This is a genomic window from Arthrobacter sp. Rue61a (assembly GCF_000294695.2).
Lineage (GTDB): Bacteria > Actinomycetota > Actinomycetes > Actinomycetales > Micrococcaceae > Arthrobacter > Arthrobacter aurescens_A.
In genome coordinates, this window is record NC_018531.1 from 3,907,385 (window position 1) to 3,927,959 (window position 20,575).

The window sequence follows — 20,575 nt, forward strand, 5'->3', positions numbered from 1 at the left end:
ATGGCTATCACAGTCACCGATCCCCGGCCGATCGATCGCGCCGAGGAAATCCTTACCCCCAAGGCACTGGCCTTCATCGAGGAACTGCACAAGCGCTTCGCCGGTACCCGCAACGAGCTCCTTGAGGCCCGGCAGGTCAAGCGTCAGAAGGTTGCCGACACCAGCCGGCTGGACTTCCTCCCGGAGACCCAGGAAATTCGCGACGGCGACTGGAAGGTCGCCGAGGCACCGGCAGCTTTGCAGGACCGCCGCGTCGAGATGACCGGCCCGGCAACCCCGGCCAAGATGGCCATCAACGCCCTGAACTCCGGCGCCAAGGTGTGGCTCGCGGACCTCGAAGACGCCAGCACGCCCACGTGGCCCAACGTCATCGACGCCATCCTCAACCTCCGCGACGCCGCCCAGGGAACCCTGAGCTACACCTCGCCCGAAGGCAAGGAATACCGCCTCCGCACCGACGCTCCCCTGGCCGTTGTTGTGGCCCGCCCGCGCGGCTGGCACATGGAGGAGAACCACCTGCTGGTCGACGGCGAACCCGCCGTGGGTGCGCTGGTGGACTTCGGCCTGCACTTCTTCCACATCGCCAAGCAGCTTCTCCTCAACGGCCAGGGCCCGTACTACTACCTGCCCAAGATGGAGAGCCATCTGGAAGCCCGCCTCTGGAACGACGTCTTCGTTTTCGCACAGGACTTCCTGGGCATCCCCCAAGGCAGCGTCCGCGCCACCGTGCTCATCGAAACCATCCCTGCAGCTTTCGAAATGGACGAGATCCTCTACGAACTCCGCGACCACGCCTCGGGCCTGAACGCCGGGCGCTGGGACTACCTCTTCAGCATCATCAAGTACTTCCGTGATGCCGGTGAAGAGTTCGTCCTCCCGGACCGCGCCACTGTTGCCATGACGGCACCGTTCATGCGCGCCTACACCGAACTGCTGGTCAAGACCTGCCACAAGCGCGGCGCCTTCGCCATGGGTGGCATGGCCGCCGTCATCCCCAACCGCAAGCAGCCGGACGTCACCGCCGCCGCCTTCGACAAGGTCCGTGCCGACAAGACCCGCGAAGCAAACGACGGCTTCGACGGCTCCTGGGTTGCCCACCCGGACTTGGTCCCCACCTGCCGCGAAGTCTTTGACTCCGTGCTCGGTGACCGTCCCAACCAGCTCGATAAGCAACGCCCCGAGGTGAACGTCACGGCCGAGCAGCTCATCGACGTCGCCTCTGCCGGCGGTACCGTGACGGAGGCCGGCCTTCGGCTGAACCTGTACGTCGCCGTCGCCTACACGGGCGTCTGGATCTCCGGCAGCGGCGCAGTTGCCATCCACAACCTCATGGAAGATGCAGCGACAGCGGAAATCTCCCGCTCGCAGGTGTGGCAGCAGATCCGCAACAAGTCCGTCCTCGCAGACACGGGCAACACTGTGACCCGCGAACTCGTCACCCGCATCCTGGGCGAAGAGACCGAGCGCCTGCGCATCGAGTTCGGCGACGAGAACTTCACAAAGTACTACGAGCCGGCATCCAAGCTGATCGAGGACATCTGTTTGTCCGACGATTACACGGACTTCCTCACCACTCCCGCGTACGAGCTGGTGGGCTGAGATGGGCTCCTTCTCTTCATCCGATCTGGCCCACATCGAGTCCCAGCTCGAGGCGACGGACCAGTTGCTTGACCGCAACTACCCGGGCGACGACGGCTCACGCCAGCCCATCCACACCGTCTACATCCCGGCCGACCGCTTCACGCCCACCTTTGTGGCTGATTGGGGCACACAGGCACTGGCGACGGCGGAAGCTCACGGCGGTCTGGAAAAGCTGGGTCAGCTTTTGGGCCAGGAGCCCCATCTGGCTGCCGCTGTTGCGGAGCGCGTCGCCGCAAAGCTCGCTGCCGAGCCAATCGAGGACCTCCGTTTGGACTTTGAAGACGGCTACGGAGACCGCGGCGATGAGGCAGAAGACGCCGACGCCGTTGCTGCCGCCAAGGCTGTTGCCGCCGCGGTTGCGGCCGGAACAGCTCCGCCGTTCATCGGCATCCGCTTCAAGTGCTTCGAAGCGCCCACCAGGGCCCGCGGGCTGAAGACGCTGGACCTGTTCGTCTCCACATTGGCTGAGGCAGGCGAACTACCTTCCGGTTTGATCCTCACCCTGCCCAAGGTCACCACGGTGGCACAGGTCCAGGCGATGGACTTCGCGGTGTCCCGCCTTGAAGAAGTCCACGGGCTTCCCGCTGGCCGGCTCCGCTTTGAGGTGCAGGTGGAAACACCGCAGCTCATCATCGGTGCTGACGGAACCTCCCCTGTGGCGCAGCTCCCCCACGTTGTTCCGGGCCGCATCAGCGCCCTGCACTACGGGACCTACGACTACAGCGCTTCACTGGGAATCTCCGCGGAATACCAGTCCATGGAGCACCCGGTGGCCGACTTCGCCAAGGAAGTCATGCAACTCGCCGTCGCCGGCACGGGCATCCGCCTCTCCGACGGTTCCACCAACATCATCCCCGTGGGCGATGCCGTGGAAGATGCCTGGAAACTCCACGGCCGGTTGGTTCGTCGCTCCCTGGAAAACGGCTACTACCAGGGTTGGGACCTGCACGCAGCCCAACTGCCCAGCCGATTCTCGGCATCGTACGCTTTCTACCGCGAAGGCCTCCCTGCCGCGGCCCTGCGCCTCCGCAACTACGTGGAGCGCACCGAAGGCGGCGTCATGGATGAGCCCGCCACCGCCCGCGCCCTGGCCGGCTTCGTCCTCCGCGGCGTCCAGTGCGGCGCAGTGGGGACCGACGAGGTCAAGGCGCTTGCCGGCGTCGAACTTTCACAGCTGACCGCACTGGCGCACCCGCGGCTCGCGCAACCAACTTCGCACTGATAGGAGCATTTCGCATGGGCAAGTACTACTACCCGCAGGGCGGTCTGCCGCCGCAGACCCAACTGACCACCGAACGGGCAATCGTCACCGAGGCGTACACGGTGATCCCCAAGGGCGTCATGACGGACATCGTCACCAGCAACCTGCCGGGGTTCTCCAACACCCGTTCGTGGATCATCGCGCGGCCGATCTCCGGCTTCGCCACCACGTTCTCCCAGCTGATCGTCGAAATCGCCCCGGGCGGCGGGGCTCCCAAGGCCGAGTTCGAGGCCGGCGTTGAAGGCGTCATCTTCGTCACCAAGGGCCAGGTCAACCTGACCCTCGACGGCGAACTGCACCACCTCGAAGAGGGCGGCTACGCCTATCTCGCTGCCGGCGCTGAGTGGGGCCTGGAGAACGTCTCCGACGACATCGTCTCCTTCCACTGGATCCGCAAGGCCTACGAGCGCCTTGAGGGCTTCGAGGCCAAGTCCTTCGTCACCAACGAGAAGGACGTGGAGCCCACCTCCATGCCGGACACGGACGACGTCTGGAAGACCACCCGTTTCACGGACTCCAGCGACCTCGCCCACGATATGCAGGTCAACATCGTCACTTTCCAGCCCGGTGGTGTGATCCCCTTCCCGGAGACCCACGTCATGGAGCACGGCCTGTACGTCCTGGAAGGCAAGGCCATGTACTTGCTCAACAACGACTGGGTTGAGGTGGAGGCCGGCGACTTCATGTGGCTGCGCGCGTTCTGCCCGCAGGCTTGCTACGCCGGTGGTCCGGGCGAGTTCCGCTACCTGCTGTACAAGGACATGAACCGCCAGGTGAAGCTCACCTGATTTGCGCCGAGATCGCCGGAAAGCTGCCAGTTCGCTGAAGGCTTCCCGGCGATTTCGCCGTTTTCCGGCGAACTCAGCGGCGGCGGCCGATAGCGCGCCCCGCCCAGAACGCGAGGACCAGCAAGCCCAGGACCGTCACGGCGAGCCCGAGCTGTGTGCCTTGGCTGACCATGGCTCCACCGTTCCCGACGAAGACAGTGTCACTCAACGGTGCGTAGGCGAACCAGCCGAAGCTGGTGCTTTGGTTGGTCCACGCCACGATCAGCCCCACGATCACAGCGATCAGCCCCAGCAAAGGCACGACGACGGCTGCCGGTTTGCGGGCAGGCCGCGGTGTGCTCTGTTCCCCAAGTTTGTTGTTTTCCCCCATGCGGCCGAGTCTAGCCTGCGCGCCCGCCGGCGATTCTGTACGACTCCTGCAGCAGTTCGTCGAGCTCGTCCACGTCGATGTTATCCAGCCGGATGAGCATCAGCTTCGGGGATTGCTCGTGATGCGGAGTCCAGAAGAAGGTATCGGGCCGCATGGCTGCGAGCGCTTCCCGTTCCTCAGTCTTGACGGTGCCGACGCCCTCCTCCCACATGCGTGCCATGAGGGTCTTGGCAAACCATGCCGGCTGCCCCCAACTGGGGCGCTCAGTGACTCCGGGCATGCTCAGGCAGATGCGTCTTACGTCGTCCTCCGTGGCCATGGTTCACTGTCGCATTCGCCCCGGGGCAGCGACAAGCGAAATCGCGGGAATGCTGCGACAACGCTGGAGCTCATCGGACTGGTTGGCACGTTTCCCGCGAACCCGGCGCCCGGACCTCTTCGGTAGAGTCCTGACCATGGATGAAAAAGCGACGCTGCTCACATATTTGCGCCTCCGTAGGACCGATCTGCTCGGGAAACTGGATGGGCTGAGCGAATACGATGCCCGCCGGCCCATGACACCCACGGGCACCAATCTGCTGGGCCTCGTGAAGCATGTGGCCAGTGTGGAATTGGGGTATTTCGGTGAGACCTTCGGCCGGCCCAGCGGCAGGGAGCTCCAGTGGTTTGCCGACGATGCAGCACCGGATTCGGACATGTGGGTTCCGGCAACGGAGAGCCGCGAAGAAATCCTGGAGCTTCACCATTTTTCCGCCAAGCACAGCGACCAGACCATCGAGTCCCTCCCTTTGGACGCTCCCGGCGTTGTGCCGTGGTGGTCGGATGAGAAGAAGAACGTCACTCTCCACCAGATCCTGGTCCACATGTGCGTGGAAACGTCCAGGCATGCGGGGCACGCCGACATTATTCGCGAACTCATTGACGGCAACATTGGGCAGAGACCGGGCGATCCGAACATCCCGGGCCGATCCACGGAAGAATGGGCAGCCCACCGTGCCCGTATTGAGCAGGCGGCGCTGCAGGCAGGCGAAAGCAGCGCCTAAACCTTCACAGGTGGCCTGTGAGGCGCTGGCATACTAACGGGCTCACAGGCCACTATTGCCCGGGTTGTCTTGAGTGAGGTTTGGCGGTTGAGGGCGGCGACTTTCAGACCTCTTTGGCTTCGACGATGCCCGAAAATCAACCTCTTTCGGGTGTATTCGTTCTAAAGAGGCTCATAAAGCAGCAGACCCCACCCCTCGATGAACTTCCGGTCACATTCTGTTTACACGCCAACCATGGCCTTTTGGTATCCCAAAGTGTAATCTCCATCACATTCCCTCATGTGATATTCGCATTCCGCATGACGGAACCATTCGCGTGGCAATGAATGAACCCTTCAGAGCTCAGATAGGAGCGCACTGTGGAAAAAGACCTTGCCCAGGAGGCTGCAACACCGCGGACCGGATCCCTGGCCAAACAAATCGAAGGCGCGTATCAACGGATAGGGGTGACTGGCGCACATCGCCAAATTGTCTTCATGATCCTGCTGGGCGTCTTCTTCGACGCCCTCGAACAAAATGCCGTAGGCATCACCGGACCCATCCTCCGCCAGTCGTGGGGATTGGGCGCCACCGAAATCGGCTTGCTGAACACAATGACGTTTACGGCAACCGCACTTGGACGGCTCGCGACGGGCCTCATCGTCGATAAATACGGCCGGCGGCACATGCTGGTCATCAACCTCATCATCTTCGCCGGCGGTTCATTGCTCTGCGCCGTTGCTCCGAACTATCCCATTTTGGCCGCAGGCCGCTTCATTGTCGGTTTCGGGCTCGGTGGTGAAATAGCCGTTGCCGTGATCATGATGGCGGAGTTCTTCGCCGCCAAACACCGCGGCACCGCAGTGGGACTAATCAACGTCACCGCGGCGGGTCTGGGCAACATGCTGGCACCGGCCTTCGGCATCCTCGTCTTCACGCTCTTCGACGGCCCGGACAGGTGGCGCTGGGTTTTCGGCCTGCTGTTCATCCCCGCCCTGCTGGTGATGTTCTTCAGAAGGTACGTCCCGGAAACGCCGCGCTTCCTGGCATCCCAAGGCAAAATCGATGAGGCAAACCTAGTCATCACCCGCCTTGCCCGCAACAAGCTCTCCGGCCCCATTAAGGATCCGGAAACATACATCACAGCAGTACCCGATCCTGTGGTGGTGAAATCGTCCGGGCACTGGAAGGATGCCCTCCGCGGCAAGCTCCTCAAGCGTACGGTGCTGCTGTGCGTTGCCGTTTGCATGTCCTACGCCGCCCAGATCTCCATGCTGACGCTGATGCCCACCATCCTGGTGTCGCGCGGTTATGCCGTGAACACGAGCCTCTGGTTCACGCTGATCATGCAGTCCGGTTCATTGCTTGGTGCCTGCACAGCCGCCTACCTCGCCAGCCGATTGCCCCGGAAGAAAGTGCTCACAGCGGCCGCAATTCTTGGCTGCTTGTCCGGGCTGTCAATGGCCTTCCTTGCCACCGACATCGTTCTCGTTGTGATCTTCGGAGTCCTCTTCAACTTCTCGGTGATCATCCTGAACACCACCATCTGGCTATTTGCTCCGGAGCTCTACCCCACGCGCACCCGTGGTTTCGGTACGTCCATCATTCTGGCAGCGGGTTCTTTGTCCGGAGGCCTGTTCCCGCTCATCTCCGGGGCCGTGTTCGACTCCGCCGGGTTGCCGGGTATGTTCACCACGCTGGCAGTGCTGTTCGTCATCCTGGCGATCGTGGTCCAATTCCCGCCCGAGACCTTCAACAAGCCCCTGGAAGAGGACGCTGAACCGGGCGATGACGAGGAAGCTGCGATCTATGGACACTAGCGTTCCCAGCCCGGACACCGTCCTTCTGGTCAATCCGAACACCAACGGCAACACCACAACCATGATGGTGGACCTGGCTGAGGAAAGCCTGGCGCCGCATGGTCTCCGGGTTGTGGGCATTACCGCAGCCGCCGGGCCTTCCATGATCGTGGATCCGGTCTCCTTGTCCGAGTCTGAGGCGCACGTCCGCAATGCTGTGCGCAACTACCTTTCCGGGCCCGACGGCGGACGGGTGGCCGCTGTGATCGTTGCAGCGATTGGTGATCCGGGGCGGGCACAGTTGGACGACGAACTCAACATCCCGGTGATCGGCATAGGACAAGGCTCCGTTTACGCCGCGGCACAGAACTCCCACGGCGCGCTCCGTCACTTCGGCATGGCAACAAGCACGCCATTGTTGACGGACGCCCTGGGCAAGCTGGTGGCGGACCATGGGTTCCAGGAGCAGTTCACCGGTGTCCGCCTGACGCTGTCAGAACCCTTGGTCTTGGCGGCAGACCCTGAACGTCAGTTCCAGGAGTTGGCGCAGGCCGTCACGACAGCCACGGAGTCTGACAAGGCTGAGGCAGTCATCATCGCCGGCGGCCCACTCAGCGCCACCGCCCGACGGCTGGCAAAGGCAACCGCCGTCGACATCATCCAACCGATCCCCAGCGCCTGCCAGCTGGTGCTCACGGCCCTGTCTTAAACGACAAAAGCAGCGCCCGACGACGGCACCCAAGTGCCGTCGTCGGGCGCTTTAAATAACCATGCAGGGGGCCCGCAAGCCTCCCCAACAAACTTGATGGGAACTTGAGCCAATCGAAAAGCTTCCTTGATATAGCAGCGCCACGCTGGAAACAGGCGAAGCACCAATACCAAGGGGTTTCGGCAACGAATTCCAGATATGAAACACAACGATGTGGGGGAAGCAATGGAACAGGCATCAGCACTAACCGAGGTGGTAGCCGTCAAAGGCATCATCCAGGACCAACACCCCGTGGATTTCTACACGCTGGGTGTCGCAGGATGCATCGACCGGCTGGCTGCACCGCTCCGGCGCGAGGGCGTCACGGTGCACTGGCACACACCGCATCACGGCATCGAGATCTCCTCCTCAGCCGCCGCCCTTCTCTATCACGTGGCTCAGGAGACCTTCAGCAACACCCTCAACTACGCCAACGCCAGCGAGCTCACCGTCCGGCTCAACGCCGTCTACCACGGCATCCAGCTCACCATCACGGACGATGGCAGCGGATTCGAGATTCACGCCGCCCCCAGTGGCCGGCGGCACGGTTTCGGATTGCTGCTGATGTCCATAGCAGTCCACGACGCCGGCGGGACAGTTGACATCGACTCTGCCGTTGGGCGGGGCACCAGCGTGAGGGTTACGCTACCGCTGGATTGAGTCCGATTTGGGACCATATTTGGGCGTCCAAACCATAGCCCCACAGCGTTGGCGGACGTATTCTGTAGCTACTTTTCAGCCTGACATCCCTAGGGAGTGGCACGAAAATGGCACGGAACAAGGGTCCAAAGACAGGTCTGGGCAAGGTCCTTTTGAGGGTCTTCGGGTTCTTCTTCGTGAGCACTCTCTGCGGGGTGCTGATCACAGGATTCCTTGCCCCCGTGGTTGCGTTCACCAGTACCACGCTGGGCGGGTCCGTGGGGTTCTATCAAAGCCTGCCGGCCGAACTCGACATCGACTCCCCTTCACTTTCCAGCAACGTGGTCGCTGCAGACGGCACGCTCATTGCCACCTTCTTCGCCGAGAACCGGGTGAAAGTCCCTTTGGAGGAGATGTCTCCGTTCATCCGAGAGGCCATCATCGCGATCGAGGACAGCCGTTTCTACGAGCACACTGGTGTGGATGCCCATGGCATCTTGCGGGCGCTCAGCTCCAACTTGACCCAGGGCACCCGTCAGGGCGCCTCCACGCTGACCCAGCAATACGTCACCAACGTGCTCAACGAGTCACGCCTGTCCGAAGGGCGCCCGGAAGATGTGGTGCTCAGCGGCCAGAAGACCGTGGGCGACAAATTGCGCGAAATCAAGCTTGCCCTGGAACTGGAGAAGCGCTTCAGCAAGAACCAGATCCTTGAGGGCTACCTGAACATTGTGTTTTTCAACCGGAACGCCTACGGCATCGAGGCCGCGTCCCGTTACTTCTTCAGCACCTCCGCCATGGACCTGACCTTGCCCCAGGCGGCCCTCTTGGCCGGTTTGGTGAATGGACCCAGCATCTACGACCCCATTGCCGATCCGGAAGCTGCGCTCAAGCGGCGCAATCTGGTGCTGGACCGGATGCTGGAACAGGGCAAGATCACACCGGTGGATCACGGAGTGGCGGTGGCTACGCCCATCGAGCTCAACATCACGCCTTCCCTGCAAGGTTGTGCGGGCACATCGTTTGCCACGTACTTCTGTGACTACGTCTCCCATCTCATCCTGAACAATGAGGCGTACGGTTCAACCGTGGAGGAACGTGAACGGCTTCTCTATCGCGGCGGCCTGACCATCACCACCACACTTGACAGTCGTCTTCAGAACCTCGCCCAGCAACAAGTGGATGCATCCGCCGGAGCCAACCCGGACAAGTGGGGCGCCGCGATGACCACAGTGCAGCCTGGCACCGGGAAGATCCTGGCGATGGCCCAAAACACGGTGTTCGTACCCCAGGAAGGAAAATACGATACCCAACTGAACTTCAACGTGGATGCCAAAGATGAGAACGGCTACGACCTCAACGGTGCGGGAGGATTCCAGCCCGGCTCCACCATGAAGCCGTTCATCTACGCTGAGTGGCTCAACGAGGGCAAGCACCCCACCGCCGTGGTTGACGCCTCGCGCAGGGTGTACCCGGTAGGTTTCCCGTGGCGTTCGAGCTGCGGCAAGGTCCTTGGCGGTTACAGCACCGCCCAAAAGGCCCAGAACCTTGGGGCCGACGACGACCTTCAAAACAACGACGACGGCTACTACCGGCCGATGCCCATCAACTACGGCCTCTACAACTCCATCAACACGGCCACGTTCGCCACCGCGGCCCAACTGGACTTCTGCGGGATCCAGAAAATGGTGGACACCGTTGGACTGCATAGCGGTTTGGATAACGCCCCGGTGAACATGCACCAGATCGGCAACCTCCTGGGTTCCATTGGTGTTGCCCCCTTGGTCTTGGCCAGCGCCTACGCCACGTTTGCCAATGACGGCACATATTGCGAACCCATCGCGATCACCCAGGTCAGCGATTTCCAGGGAAGGGAGTACGAAGCCCAAACGCCGGAGTGCCGGGACGCCGTGAAACCGGCCGTGGCCCGCGGCGTGAATGCCGTCCTTCAGGATGTGATGAAGGTGGGTTCCGGCGTGTGGATCGAACCCAAAGTCCACACCAAGGTCCCTGTTGCCGCCAAGACCGGCACGTCCAACAACAACGGAGCCACGTGGGTAGCCGGCTACACCACCACGCTCGCCACGGCGTCGTTCTTCGGGGACACGACGGCGGGACAGCAGCGCGCGGGCCAGAACGTCACCATCAACGGCAAGTTCTACAAGTCCTTGGACGGGTACATGATCGCCGGTCCGCAGTGGGCCAACTACATGGTGGAAGCCGTGGCACTCTACCCGAGCGGGCCCTTCGTGGCGCCGGCTCCACCACCGTCCCCGGCGCCCACCGTTCCGGCGCCGCCGCAGCTGACGGCCCGGTGACCCCGGTTGCGAGGCCCGATCTGCGCACTATTCCTTCGCGAAAGCGCGCAAAGCAGGCCCCACAACAAACCACCCCACCTTGCGAGGCCCGATCTGCGCACTATTCCTTCGCGAAAGCGCGCAAAGCAGGCCCCACAACTCGAGGGGGCTAGCGGGCGTAGCGCTCCGTGAAGTTCCGCAGTACTCGCATGGGCTCGGTCACGGATGATCGGCGTGCCGTCTCGATGAGTTCATCGGCTGTGTGGGGCGGGAAGTATCCGGCGTTTTTGTAGATGTTGATGCGCGTGATGAGTCCGTCGGCATCCAGTTCGGGGTGGAACTGCGTGGCGTACAGGTTGTTCTTGATCCGGAACATGTGCACCGGGCACGCAGCTGAACTGGCCAAGAGGACAGCGTGTTCGGGAAGTTGGCTGCACGCTTCCTTGTGTCCGACGAAAGCCTCAAAGGTGTGCGGGACACCCTGAAGCATGGGATCGCGTTCTCCCTCGGCCGTCAGCGTGATCTCCGTAGCTCCTACCGGCTCTCCGAAGCGGCGATCAATAACGGCGCCCTGGTGCACGCCCAGTGTGCCGACGCCGTAGCAAGCACCAAAGAACGGGAAGTCCTCGGCCACGATCCGGTCCAGGAGCCCGGAGAGTTCCTTCTCAACCCGGATCTGGGCTGCACTCTTCTCCTCCACAGGATCGCTCGAGGTATAAGGGCTGCCGCCGACAATCACGCCGGAATAATCGGACAGGTCGAGGGGCGGCAATGGCGCTGATTCCAGCCGAATACGGACCAGTTCCTCCGGTTTCAGTCCGCAGTACCGGAGATAGGCCAGGTACTCGTCATCGGCTGCGGCTTCTTCGGCGCGGGTGGCCAGCAATAAAAAGGGCTTCACAGGGCCAGTCTGCGTGAGGAATGGCTGGCGTTCAAAGTGTGTTGCTAGCGGAGGGGGTTTCTGACAGAGACTCCCTTGCATCGCCGTGGCTGCATAACGTTGTAGGGACCCCTATGAAACAACAATGACTCATCCCAGAGGAGCAAATCTTTGAAGCAGGACCCCGTGGTCGTCGGAACGCCATCACCCGAGGCGTCGCGTGCTGAAACGCAGCAGCCGAAGAAGATCCCGTGGGGCGGACTGTTGGTGTTGGCGGCTGCGGGTTTCACCGCAGTAACCACCGAATTGCTGCCCTCGGGCCTGCTTCCCCAAATCAGCCGGGACCTCGGTGTGGACGAGTCGGCTGTGGGCTCGCTGACTGCGGTCTACGCTGCCATCATCGTCTTCACGGCCCTGCCGCTCTCCCGATTTCTGGCCGGAAGAGTGCCCCGCAAGACGCTGCTGATCGCCACTGTTCTGGCGTTTGCCCTGAGCAATGTGCTCCTCGCGCTCAGCCCCACGTTGGGTTGGGCGATCGGGGCACGCCTCCTTGGCGGTATCGCGCACGGCATGCTGTGGTCCAGCATGGCACCCTACGTGGCACGTATCGTTCCCGCTTATTCGGTGGGCAAGGCCATGGCTGTTGTGTTCAGCGGCACCAGCATTGCACTGGCGGTGGGCGCTCCTATCGGAACTCTCATGGGTTCACTCATGACGTGGCGGGCTTCGTTCATGGTCCTTGCCGGAGTCGGTGCACTCCTGGCAGTGATGGCCTTCTGGCTTCTCCCGGGCGCGCATGACCAGGCCAGCCAGAAGACTCCCTCCCTGCGCGCAGCCATGAAACTGCCGGGCGTGATTGCTGTGGCCGTCGCTTGGCCACTCTTGTTGCTGGCCCACTTCACACTGTTCACCTATGTAGCCCCGTTCCTTCTCGCGTCCGGATTACCGGAATCCGCCACCAGCATCTCCCTCTCCGTGGTGGGAATCGCCAGCCTGGTAGGTATCTGGATTGCGGGCATGACAGCTGACTCGCGCCCACGCACCTCGGTGATTGCCGCCGTCGGACTCTTGACGCTTGCGTTCGCCCTGCTGCCTGCGCTCGGCGGCACCTGGGTGGGGGCTTTTGGACTGATGACGCTGTGGGGCATCGCTTTCGGTGCGGTGGGCATCTACAACCAGGCCGCGATCCTCCGTGCTGGTGGTGAGCACAAGGATGCTGCCAACGGCCTCACCGTGGTGACCATTCAGTTGGGTATAGCTGTGGGGGCTGTCTATGGAGCTCTTGCCCTCACCACAGTAGGTGCCCAGCTGGTCCCGTTGGCCGCCGCCTTGCCCACAGCGATCGCCTTGGTCATCATCATCGCCAGCCGTCGCGGAGGCTACCCCGCCGGGCCACGCGAGAAGCGTCGTTAACATTCCTGAAACATGGCAGTGACGTGATCTTCACGAACGAGGGATTTCTGTAACTTAGCTGCAACTTAGCTCTTCTGAGTCGGAAACATAGCTCACCGAATATTGATCGGGGGGTTGGCGTGGGCCGGGAACAACGGCCCCGTTTCGGACAGGCTCAATGAGAAGGGAACGCAGGTGGAGATCTCTGCGCAACACGTCTGGATGATGTTGTCGGCGGCAATGGTGCTGTTCATGACCCCCGGCCTCGGCCTGTTCTACGGTGGCATGACCCGCGCCAAGGCTGCGCTCAACATGATCATGATGAGCTTCATCTCGGCCGGCATCGTTGGTGTGGTGTGGGTTCTGTGGGGCTACTCGATGACCACCGGCGACGGCTTCCTCGGCCTGTTCGGCAACCCCTTTGCACACTTCGGCCTGCAGGACCTGATGGGATCCCCCGATCTCATCAAGGCAGGCTTCGCGGCCACGTTCGCCATCATCACCGTTGCCCTCATCAGCGGTGCCATCGCCGACCGCGCCAAGTTCGGCGCCTGGGCACTGTTCGTACCCATCTGGGTGACCGTGGTTTACTGCCCCTTGGCGTACATGATCTGGGGCGGTGGCCTCATGAGCGCAGGCGGTGCGCTGACGGACATCTTCGGACAGGTCATCGACTTCGCCGGAGGCGCAGTGGTTGAGGTCAGTTCCGGAACCGCCGCTTTCGTCCTCGCATTGATCGTGGGAAAGCGTCACGGATTCGCCAAAGACCCCAACCACCGCCCGCACAACGTCCCGTTCATCATGATCGGCGCGGCCATCCTCTGGTTCGGTTGGTTCGGTTTCAACGGCGGTGCAGCAACCACGGCAGAGCAGGCCGGCCTCATCTGGGTCAACACCTTGGTGACACCGGCGGCTGCAATGCTCAGCTGGCTCGTTGTCGAGAAGATCCGCCACGGACACCCCACCTCCCTGGGTGCGGCATCCGGCGTCGTGGCCGGTCTGGTGGCGATCACCCCTTCCTGCGCCAACATCAGCCCTGTTGCAGCTCTCGGCCTGGGCCTGGTAGCCGGCGCCGCCTGCGCAGTGTTCGTTGACCTGAAGTACAGGTTCGGTTTCGACGACTCCCTGGACGTGGTGGGCGTGCACTTCGGCGCCGGCGTCATCGGCACACTGTCCTTGGGCTTCATCGCCTTCCCCACCGACGGCACGGCTGGCGGCCTCCTCTACGGCGGTGGCCCGCAGCAGCTCGTAGCCCAGACGGTTGCCGTGTTAGTAACCATCGCCCTCTCCGGTGTGGGCACGTTGCTCATCGGCCGTGCGATTCACAAGACCATAGGATTCCGCGTCCCGTTGGAGCACGAAGTCACTGGTGTAGACCTCACCCAGCACGCCGAGTCCGCTTACGAGTTCGGCCTCACCGCCCACGGCCACTTCCGCCAGCAGCACGCCCACCTGTCGGCCCTCATCAGCCGGAAGCCGGCTGCAGCCGCCCCCGAAGCCAAGGAAGACAGCTTCGCCTAAAGACCCCAACGCACAACAGCAGACGACGGCGGAACTTGGGTTCCGCCGTCGTCCGCTGTTTGTGCCCCTCACCCGGAGCCGTTCCAGATCCGCTGCCACCACGTTCGTTTGCCCGGAGACTCGGGCTCCGGCTCGGGAGGTGCAGCTGCGGCCCTACGCTCCCGCCACTTTTCCACCTCGGCGTCCACGTCGCGGAGCTTGGTGATCACGGGCGGGCCGCCTTGTAGCTGCCGACGGGCCTCGATCACGCGCTTGTTGAAGTCCTCAAGGATGTCCCGGACTTGTTTGTCCGTGTACTGCTGATCCAGCTTGGCGTCGAGCTCCGAGTCCTCGATCCGCAGCAAAATGGCGGGCGGACCGATCCCGCTGAGCCGTTCGCGCTGAATGAGACCCTTGACCCACCAATCGGGGTCGTAGTGCTCCCCCAAGCCGGGAATTGGCTTGCCGGCGTACTTCAGGTTGTCGAACTTTCCCTGGTTCATGGCGTCCCGGATGAGGTACTCAACGCGGGCGGCGTCGTCTACCTTTCGGCGTTTCTCGCGTTCTTCGGCATCCGCGGCCTCAAGCTCCGCGTCTTCCTCGGCATTTCCGCCCCAAGACCGGACTGCCCGCAGTTCCGCACCCCGCTCGAGCTTCCGCCTGAACGCGTTGTTCTCGGCGTTCACGTTCCCGCCACCTCCTCACACGGCAGCCTCGCCTGCCGGAAATCGTGGTTCCGAATCCAGTATTCCGCACGTTGCTGACGTTAATCCCCGTACCCCGGCGCTCGTTGGTTGAAACCCGCGGCTGCGCACGTACCGCCACCACCCACTACGAAACTGCAGCAGCCCCGACACGCCGTCTGAGGGGCGTCTCGGGGCTGAATGCAGCTCAAAGTGGGTGGTGGCCGCCCACCGGCGGAATCAGGAACGGACTGCCATGCTCGGATCCAGTTGCTCGATGCCTTCCGGCGTCACCAAGACAACGCGCGCCGTGCAGATGTCATAGAACAAGCCAGTGGCCTGCACCTGGCCGGAAGCCAGGACCGGGCCGGTGACCGGGTGTTGTTCCAGCTTCCGGAGTTGGAGGGCAACGTTCACCATGCTCAGCTGATCGAGGCGGCTGTAGCCCTCAGCGGAGGCAGCAATGGCCACCGGGTGACCGGCCAGCAGGGCAGAGTAGCTCGGCCGCGCGTGTTCCAGCCACTCATCGAAACCGTCGCCCATGTCAGGCGAAGCCCCCTCAGCATCGGCAATGACGGCCTTCATCGCGCCGCAGTTGGAGTGGCCGCAGATCACGATCGAGTCCACGGACAAGCCCTTGACGGCGAAGGACAGTGCGGAGTCGATCGAGGCATCGCGCCCGTCATTGCACACCACGTTGCCGATGTTTCGGAGCGTGAGGAGATCGCCCGGTCCACTGCTGGTGATCAGGTTGGGGTTCACCCGGGAGTCCACACATGCAACGAACAGAGTGTCGGGGTTCTGACCGTCGGTGAGGTCCTGAACCAACGGCCGGACTTTTTCTGCGTGCCGCCGGTGATACTTGTCGATGCCAAGGAGGATGGACCGCAGCGGCGGCTGCCCGCCGTCGTCGTCATCATCCGCCTGGTTGACCCGCGCAGAAAGCGACTGCCATGAAGTACGGGGCGGCAGCGGGAACTCGCGCGGATCCTGGCGCTGTGGCGTGTTGTCCTCGGCGTCACTGAAGGCAGTGGTGCCGTGCTCCTCAAGGATCACGGAGGCGCCGGAATTCCGTTGCTGCTTCTGCCACGCGACCAAGGCTTCGCGGAAGGCGTGATCGAGGTAGTCGGCGTTGAGTTCCACCACGACGTCCTGGCCTTCGGGCACGGAGTGGAGGACGCGGTTGAGCCGGGGCAGCGCGAAGAAACTGCACGAGCCGGCGATGGTGACGCGCCACGGCAGCGCTTCAGCAGAGGGAGCATGCGCGTGGATCTGTGCGCGGAGCACACGCCAGAGCACGCAGAGAGCAGCAAGTGCGAGGCCAATAATGACGCCTTCGAGCAGGTTGAGGACCACGACGCACACCAGCGTGACGCTGTAGACCAGGAGATCGCCGGTGCGGAGACTGGTCCGGATGTCGGCGACTTTGATGAGTTTCGCACCAATGACCAACAGCAGGCCAGCCAGAACCGACAACGGGATCAGTTGGATAAGGCCGGCAAAGAGTGCAGAAAACACCAGAACCCAGACGCCGTGCAGGATGGCCGATGTGCGGCTTGCGGCTCCGGCTTCAACGTTGGTTGCGCTGCGGACAATCACACCCGTGACGGGCAGGCCGCCAAGCATGCCGGAAACGACGTTCGCGGAGCCCTGGCCGACGAGTTCGCGGTTGAGGTTGGTGCGCGAGCCGCCCATTTTGTCCACGGCAACGGCTGACAAAAGTGACTCGATGCTCGCGATCAGGGCCACCGTGATGACGGCCATGGCGGCCGCGCGCCAATTGCCCTCGGGCAGGCTTGGGAGGGCGATGGCGTCGAAGATGGATCCGCTGAAGCTGATGCGCTCAACGCCCGGCGCTACGGCAACAGATAGTGCCGTAACCGCGACGACGGCAGCAAGCGGCCCGGGGATCTTCCGGACTGCCGCGGGGAGGAACTTCCACGTCAGCAGAATTGCGACGACTGCCAGGCCCAGGAGCGCCGAGTGGAGCTCAACGTTGGTAATTGCTGCAGGAAGCGCAGTGAGGTTTTCGATGGCCGATCCAGCGGCCTGACCGCCGAGCAGCACGTGTATCTGCTGCAGGATGATGGTGATGCCGATGCCGGCAAGCATCGCCTTGACCACCACTGGCGACACTGCCAGGGCCGCCCGGCCTATGCGGCTGACACCCATGAGTAGCTGCACGACGCCGGCAGCAGCCGTGATGGCGCACGTCACCTGCCAGCCGAACTCGTCTACAAGACCGGCAACGACGACGGTCAGTCCGGCGGCCGGGCCGCTCACCTGCAGTGGGGAGCCACCCAGGGTGCCTGCGACAATGCCGCCGACGGCTGCGGCAATGAGACCGGCCATGACGGGAGCACCTGAGGCTGCGGCGATGCCGAGGGAAAGCGGTAGAGCGACAAGGAAGACGACAAGTGACGCGGGGAGGTCTGCGCCAAGGTTGCTGAGGAAGGTGGGCGTCTTTCCCGGCGGGCTGTGGGAGTCGGTGGGAACTGTGGCGGATTGATTGGGCTGCGGCATGGGTTCTCCTAGCTCGGGACTGCTGACCCTTCCAAGCTACGGAACTTGTCACCGTTAATGACAACAAGATGTGACAAGCGTGACAAAAGCTGTGAAGGTGCGCTTCATGTTGGGACCAATGGGAACTTTGGCGGGGGTGGCGCACGTTGGGGCCTGGAGCTCCCCCGCGGCTGTCGGCTCCGGGTGGGACCTCCCGCCGTCGTCCACTTCCGGAGCCGGGTCCTTGCGTTTGTACACCGGTTACGCCACGCCGTATCCCTGCGGCACCTCTGCCGGTTTCTTTGGTCCTGGCACAGTGGGTAACGGCTGGAACGCCATGACCGCAATCGTGGGCCCCGGTGACTTCAACAGCGACGGCAACGTGGACCTCCTGGCCCGCGACGCTGGGGGTGCCCTCTGGCTCTACCCCAGCAACGGCCAAGGAGGCTGGCTCCCCCGCGGCCTGGTCGGCTCCGGCTGGAACGCCATGAACCTGATCATCTAGCACCGCAAAACAAAGCAAAGCGAACGACGGCGGGAACCTCCCGCCGTCGTTCGTTTGGTTTACGCACACATAACCTAAGGTTCCTTAGTTTAGGCTTGGCATCATGAGCTATTCCGAAGCCCAGCCCGTACGCCTCAGTTCCGAACCCGCGCAGCTGCAAGCACTGGAACCCGTGCTCGAAAAAGTGCGGGCATCAGTGGGCGACGTGCCTACTTTGCTGACCATAGCCGAGGACATCGGACGGACTGCCCCAAAGCCAGGCGAGGGAAACACCGCCAAGCTGTGGGAACTGTTGGCCTCCGTGACAGCCGTGGACGTCGCCGCCGGGCGGGTACTCGAACCGCACCTCGACGCTCTCGCGATCCTCGCCCAAGCCGGAGTTCAAGCCGGGGCTGACGGCGAACACGAAGGAACATGGGGAGTCTTCGCAGCGGAAGGCCCCGGAATGAAGCTCGAGGCCAAGCGCACCGCTGACGGCTCCTACGTCCTCAACGGATCCAAGCCGTGGTGCTCACTCGCCGCGCAGCTGGACGGCGCCGTGATCACCGCCCACGCAGAAGACGGCAGCAGGTCTGCCTTCGCCGTGAACCTGAAGGACGCAGGGGTCTCCTGCGAAACGCCAGTGTGGACCAGCCGGGGGCTGAAGGAAATCCCCAGCGGAACAGTCCACTTTGACCAAGTCGCGGCACAGCCCGTGAACCAAGGAAGCTGGTATTTCAAGCGTCCGGGCTTCGCTTGGGGTGGGATGGGTGTGGCTGCCTGTTGGTTCGGCGGCGCCACCGCAGTGGCTCGCGATTATGCCACCGCACTTTCCAAGGCCGCGGCCAACGGTCGCGAACCCGACCAAGTGGCACTGGCTCACTTAGGCGAAATTGACCGGATCATCAGCTCAACCACCAGCTACCTCGCACAGACAGCTGAACGCATCGACGCCGGCGAGCTGGAGGGCTCTGACGAGGGCAGCCCGAGCGCCTGGAGCGAGGCCCTCCGTGTCCGCGGAACTGTTGCCGCCGCCGTCGAGCGTGTCCAAACCTTGGTGACGCAGAACCTGGGCCCCGGGCCGCTGGCTTTCGACGAAGCGTATGGCAAGCGCATGGCGGACCTGTCTCTGTACATCAGGCAGCATCACGCCATGCGGGACGATGCCCAACTGGGTGCACTGGCTCTGAAAGGGGACCGCGGATGGTAGCTTTCTCGCACACGGACACCGGCACGTCGGAGTCGGAATGGGCTACCAGCGGAGTTGCGGCGTTGCCGGAGCTGCCGCTGAGCGCAGAAGAGCTCGCGGCCACGGCCTTTGTGGTGCTGGCCGCGCACCCTGACGACGAAACCCTGGGTGCCGGCGGCTTCCTGGCCAAACTTCATGCCGCCGGAGCGGCAGTGGAGGTTCTGCTGTGCACGGCAGGCGAAGCGTCGCACCCGGACTCGCAAACCACGACGCCGGAACAGCTTGCCGCTGTCAGGCTCAGAGAGTTCGGAACGGCAGTGTCCGGGCTGGCTCCCAACGCCACGTGGCGCTTCTTGGAGCTCCCGGACGGGAAACTGGCGGCCAGCAGGGAGAGCATTGCTGAGGCCATACAGGCAACGATTGCCGAGATCGGGCGGCCTGACGAGGAAGTGACAATCGTGGCCCCCTACCGCCACGACGGGCACACGGACCATGACACTCTTGGCGCCGTCGCCGCGGAGGTCGCGATGCAGGGCGGCCACGGTCTCTTGGAATACCCCATCTGGTACTGGTTATGGGCCGGTCCGGAAGACGCGACGTGGGAGTCGTGGGTACGGGTGCCGCTTAGCCCGGAGCAGCAACGGGCCAAGACGAAGGCCATGGGCGCCCACGCCTCGCAAACGGAGCCGCTTTCCGATCAGCCCGGTGATGAGACACTCCTTTCGGACACTTTCCTGGAGCACTTCGCCAGGCCATGGGAAACCTTCGCTTGGCATCCTTCCAAGGCCGGCACCAACAGCGCCGCGGACGCGGAGCGCATCTTTGATGAGGTTCATGCCGGAGCAGATGACCCTTGGAGCTACACCACCAGCTGGTACGAGCGACGCAAGCGAGCGCTGACGCTTGCAGCCCTACCGGAGGAATCGTATGCATCCGGCCTGGAACTGGGTTGCTCCATCGGCACCCTCTGTGAGGAGCTCGCGCAGCGCTGCCAGCGGTTCCTGGGAGTGGACGCCAGCAGCGCAGCACTCGCCCAGGCAGCTGAGCGGCTTTCACGAATTCCGGGTGCGCATACCCGGCACCTGACCATGCCCGGCGAGTGGCCTGAGGGAACATTTGATCTGGTGGTGTTGTCCGAGACGGGCTACTACCTCTCACCGGATGAGCTCGGCGAATTACTGGCTCGGATTGAAGCGTCCACCCGGCCCGGCGGCACGTTGCTCCTGTGCCATTGGCGGCACCCCATCTCCGGCTGGCAGCTGGATGCCGACGGCGTCCATGCGATGGCCCGCAGCCAACTCGGCTGGCCAACGCACGGACTCTACCGCGAGAAGGACTTCATGCTGGAGGTTCTTCTTGCCCCGGACGGGACGCAATAGC

18 protein-coding genes are annotated in these 20,575 nt (G+C 63.0%); 13 read left to right on the top strand and 5 right to left on the bottom strand.

Going from position 1 to position 20,575, the window contains the following annotated elements:
* The 3 genes from aceB to ARUE_RS17735 are packed head-to-tail and all read left to right on the top strand — an operon-like array spanning position 1 to position 3,690.
* Positions 1–1,599 carry a malate synthase A gene (gene aceB, locus ARUE_RS17725; RefSeq protein WP_014922717.1) on the top strand — a complete coding sequence of 533 codons (1,599 nt, stop codon included), beginning with the start codon at positions 1–3 and terminating at the stop codon, positions 1,597–1,599.
* A 1-nt stretch (position 1,600) separates the two neighbouring features.
* Positions 1,601–2,863, top strand: a complete 1,263-nt coding sequence (locus tag ARUE_RS17730) for a DUF6986 family protein (protein WP_014922718.1) — start codon at positions 1,601–1,603, stop codon at positions 2,861–2,863.
* Positions 2,864–2,877: 14 nt separating this feature from the next.
* A complete protein-coding gene (locus ARUE_RS17735) occupies positions 2,878–3,690 on the top strand; it encodes a bifunctional allantoicase/(S)-ureidoglycine aminohydrolase (protein WP_011776030.1) in 813 nt (270 codons plus the stop codon).
* Positions 3,691–3,763: 73 nt separating this feature from the next.
* Here ARUE_RS17735 and ARUE_RS17740 read toward each other — a convergent pair whose 3' ends face one another.
* Entirely contained in the window at positions 3,764–4,060 is a 297-nt protein-coding gene (locus ARUE_RS17740; RefSeq protein ID WP_014922719.1) for a hypothetical protein, read from the bottom strand.
* Between the two features lie 10 nt (positions 4,061–4,070).
* Positions 4,071–4,379 (bottom strand): MmcQ/YjbR family DNA-binding protein, encoded by a 309-nt coding sequence (locus ARUE_RS17745; protein ID WP_011776032.1) that lies wholly within the window; start codon positions 4,377–4,379, stop codon positions 4,071–4,073.
* 136 nt (positions 4,380–4,515) lie between these two features.
* Between ARUE_RS17745 and ARUE_RS17750 the strand changes: the two genes are divergently transcribed.
* The 5 genes from ARUE_RS17750 to ARUE_RS17770 all read left to right on the top strand — a co-directional run bounded on the left by ARUE_RS17750 (position 4,516) and on the right by ARUE_RS17770 (position 10,586).
* A complete protein-coding gene (locus ARUE_RS17750; protein WP_043471486.1) occupies positions 4,516–5,103 on the top strand; it encodes a DinB family protein in 588 nt (195 codons plus the stop codon).
* Positions 5,104–5,462: 359 nt separating this feature from the next.
* Positions 5,463–6,902, top strand: a complete 1,440-nt coding sequence (locus ARUE_RS17755; protein ID WP_014922722.1) for an MFS transporter — start codon at positions 5,463–5,465, stop codon at positions 6,900–6,902.
* Entirely contained in the window at positions 6,892–7,590 is a 699-nt protein-coding gene (locus ARUE_RS17760) for an aspartate/glutamate racemase family protein (RefSeq protein ID WP_011776035.1), read from the top strand. Before ARUE_RS17755 ends, ARUE_RS17760 begins: the two co-directional genes overlap by 11 nt.
* A gap of 198 nt (positions 7,591–7,788) precedes the next feature.
* Entirely contained in the window at positions 7,789–8,289 is a 501-nt protein-coding gene (locus tag ARUE_RS17765) for a sensor histidine kinase (protein ID WP_167532112.1), read from the top strand.
* Between the two features lie 107 nt (positions 8,290–8,396).
* Positions 8,397–10,586, top strand: coding sequence for a transglycosylase domain-containing protein (locus ARUE_RS17770; protein WP_014922723.1), 2,190 nt, complete (start codon positions 8,397–8,399; stop codon positions 10,584–10,586).
* 148 nt (positions 10,587–10,734) lie between these two features.
* On the opposite strand, the gene ARUE_RS17775 is transcribed toward ARUE_RS17770, so the two are convergent.
* On the bottom strand, positions 10,735–11,466 hold the full coding sequence (locus tag ARUE_RS17775) for a glutamine amidotransferase (RefSeq protein ID WP_011776038.1): 732 nt from the start codon (positions 11,464–11,466) through the stop codon (positions 10,735–10,737).
* 150 nt (positions 11,467–11,616) lie between these two features.
* Here ARUE_RS17775 and ARUE_RS17780 point away from each other — a divergent pair, with 150 nt between their 5' ends.
* Both ARUE_RS17780 and ARUE_RS17785 read left to right on the top strand, forming a co-directional pair.
* Entirely contained in the window at positions 11,617–12,858 is a 1,242-nt protein-coding gene (locus tag ARUE_RS17780) for an MFS transporter (protein WP_502691394.1), read from the top strand.
* Positions 12,859–13,032: 174 nt separating this feature from the next.
* Positions 13,033–14,358 carry an ammonium transporter gene (locus tag ARUE_RS17785; RefSeq protein WP_187329899.1) on the top strand — a complete coding sequence of 442 codons (1,326 nt, stop codon included), beginning with the start codon at positions 13,033–13,035 and terminating at the stop codon, positions 14,356–14,358.
* A 68-nt stretch (positions 14,359–14,426) separates the two neighbouring features.
* On the opposite strand, the gene ARUE_RS17790 is transcribed toward ARUE_RS17785, so the two are convergent.
* Positions 14,427–15,023 carry a DnaJ family domain-containing protein gene (locus tag ARUE_RS17790; RefSeq protein ID WP_014922727.1) on the bottom strand — a complete coding sequence of 199 codons (597 nt, stop codon included), beginning with the start codon at positions 15,021–15,023 and terminating at the stop codon, positions 14,427–14,429.
* A 237-nt stretch (positions 15,024–15,260) separates the two neighbouring features.
* Positions 15,261–17,543, bottom strand: coding sequence for a SulP family inorganic anion transporter (locus ARUE_RS17795; RefSeq protein WP_014922728.1), 2,283 nt, complete (start codon positions 17,541–17,543; stop codon positions 15,261–15,263).
* Positions 17,544–17,649: 106 nt separating this feature from the next.
* Here ARUE_RS17795 and ARUE_RS17800 point away from each other — a divergent pair, with 106 nt between their 5' ends.
* From ARUE_RS17800 to ARUE_RS17810, 3 genes are all read left to right on the top strand, one after another.
* Positions 17,650–18,027, top strand: coding sequence for an FG-GAP repeat domain-containing protein (locus ARUE_RS17800; protein ID WP_043470661.1), 378 nt, complete (start codon positions 17,650–17,652; stop codon positions 18,025–18,027).
* 103 nt (positions 18,028–18,130) lie between these two features.
* On the top strand, positions 18,131–19,216 hold the full coding sequence (locus tag ARUE_RS17805) for an acyl-CoA dehydrogenase family protein (protein WP_014922730.1): 1,086 nt from the start codon (positions 18,131–18,133) through the stop codon (positions 19,214–19,216).
* Positions 19,210–20,574, top strand: coding sequence for a bifunctional PIG-L family deacetylase/class I SAM-dependent methyltransferase (locus ARUE_RS17810; protein WP_014922731.1), 1,365 nt, complete (start codon positions 19,210–19,212; stop codon positions 20,572–20,574). The genes ARUE_RS17805 and ARUE_RS17810 overlap by 7 nt, the downstream gene beginning before the upstream one ends.
* Position 20,575: the final 1 nt, after the last annotated feature.

What these genes read in the sequence shown, in the direction of transcription:
- aceB (WP_014922717.1), top strand. Translation starts at nt 1, where the DNA reads ATGGCTATCACAGTCACCGATCCCCGGCCGATCGATCGCGCCGAGGAA.
- ARUE_RS17730 (WP_014922718.1), top strand. Translation starts at nt 1,601, where the DNA reads ATGGGCTCCTTCTCTTCATCCGATCTGGCCCACATCGAGTCCCAGCTC.
- ARUE_RS17735 (WP_011776030.1), top strand. Translation starts at nt 2,878, where the DNA reads ATGGGCAAGTACTACTACCCGCAGGGCGGTCTGCCGCCGCAGACCCAA.
- ARUE_RS17740 (WP_014922719.1), bottom strand. Translation starts at nt 4,060, where the DNA reads ATGGGGGAAAACAACAAACTTGGGGAACAGAGCACACCGCGGCCTGCC.
- ARUE_RS17745 (WP_011776032.1), bottom strand. Translation starts at nt 4,379, where the DNA reads ATGGCCACGGAGGACGACGTAAGACGCATCTGCCTGAGCATGCCCGGA.
- ARUE_RS17750 (WP_043471486.1), top strand. Translation starts at nt 4,516, where the DNA reads ATGGATGAAAAAGCGACGCTGCTCACATATTTGCGCCTCCGTAGGACC.
- ARUE_RS17760 (WP_011776035.1), top strand. Translation starts at nt 6,892, where the DNA reads ATGGACACTAGCGTTCCCAGCCCGGACACCGTCCTTCTGGTCAATCCG.
- ARUE_RS17765 (WP_167532112.1), top strand. Translation starts at nt 7,789, where the DNA reads ATGAAACACAACGATGTGGGGGAAGCAATGGAACAGGCATCAGCACTA.
- ARUE_RS17770 (WP_014922723.1), top strand. Translation starts at nt 8,397, where the DNA reads ATGGCACGGAACAAGGGTCCAAAGACAGGTCTGGGCAAGGTCCTTTTG.
- ARUE_RS17795 (WP_014922728.1), bottom strand. Translation starts at nt 17,543, where the DNA reads ATGCCGCAGCCCAATCAATCCGCCACAGTTCCCACCGACTCCCACAGC.
- ARUE_RS17800 (WP_043470661.1), top strand. Translation starts at nt 17,650, where the DNA reads ATGTTGGGACCAATGGGAACTTTGGCGGGGGTGGCGCACGTTGGGGCC.
- ARUE_RS17805 (WP_014922730.1), top strand. Translation starts at nt 18,131, where the DNA reads ATGAGCTATTCCGAAGCCCAGCCCGTACGCCTCAGTTCCGAACCCGCG.
- ARUE_RS17810 (WP_014922731.1), top strand. Translation starts at nt 19,210, where the DNA reads ATGGTAGCTTTCTCGCACACGGACACCGGCACGTCGGAGTCGGAATGG.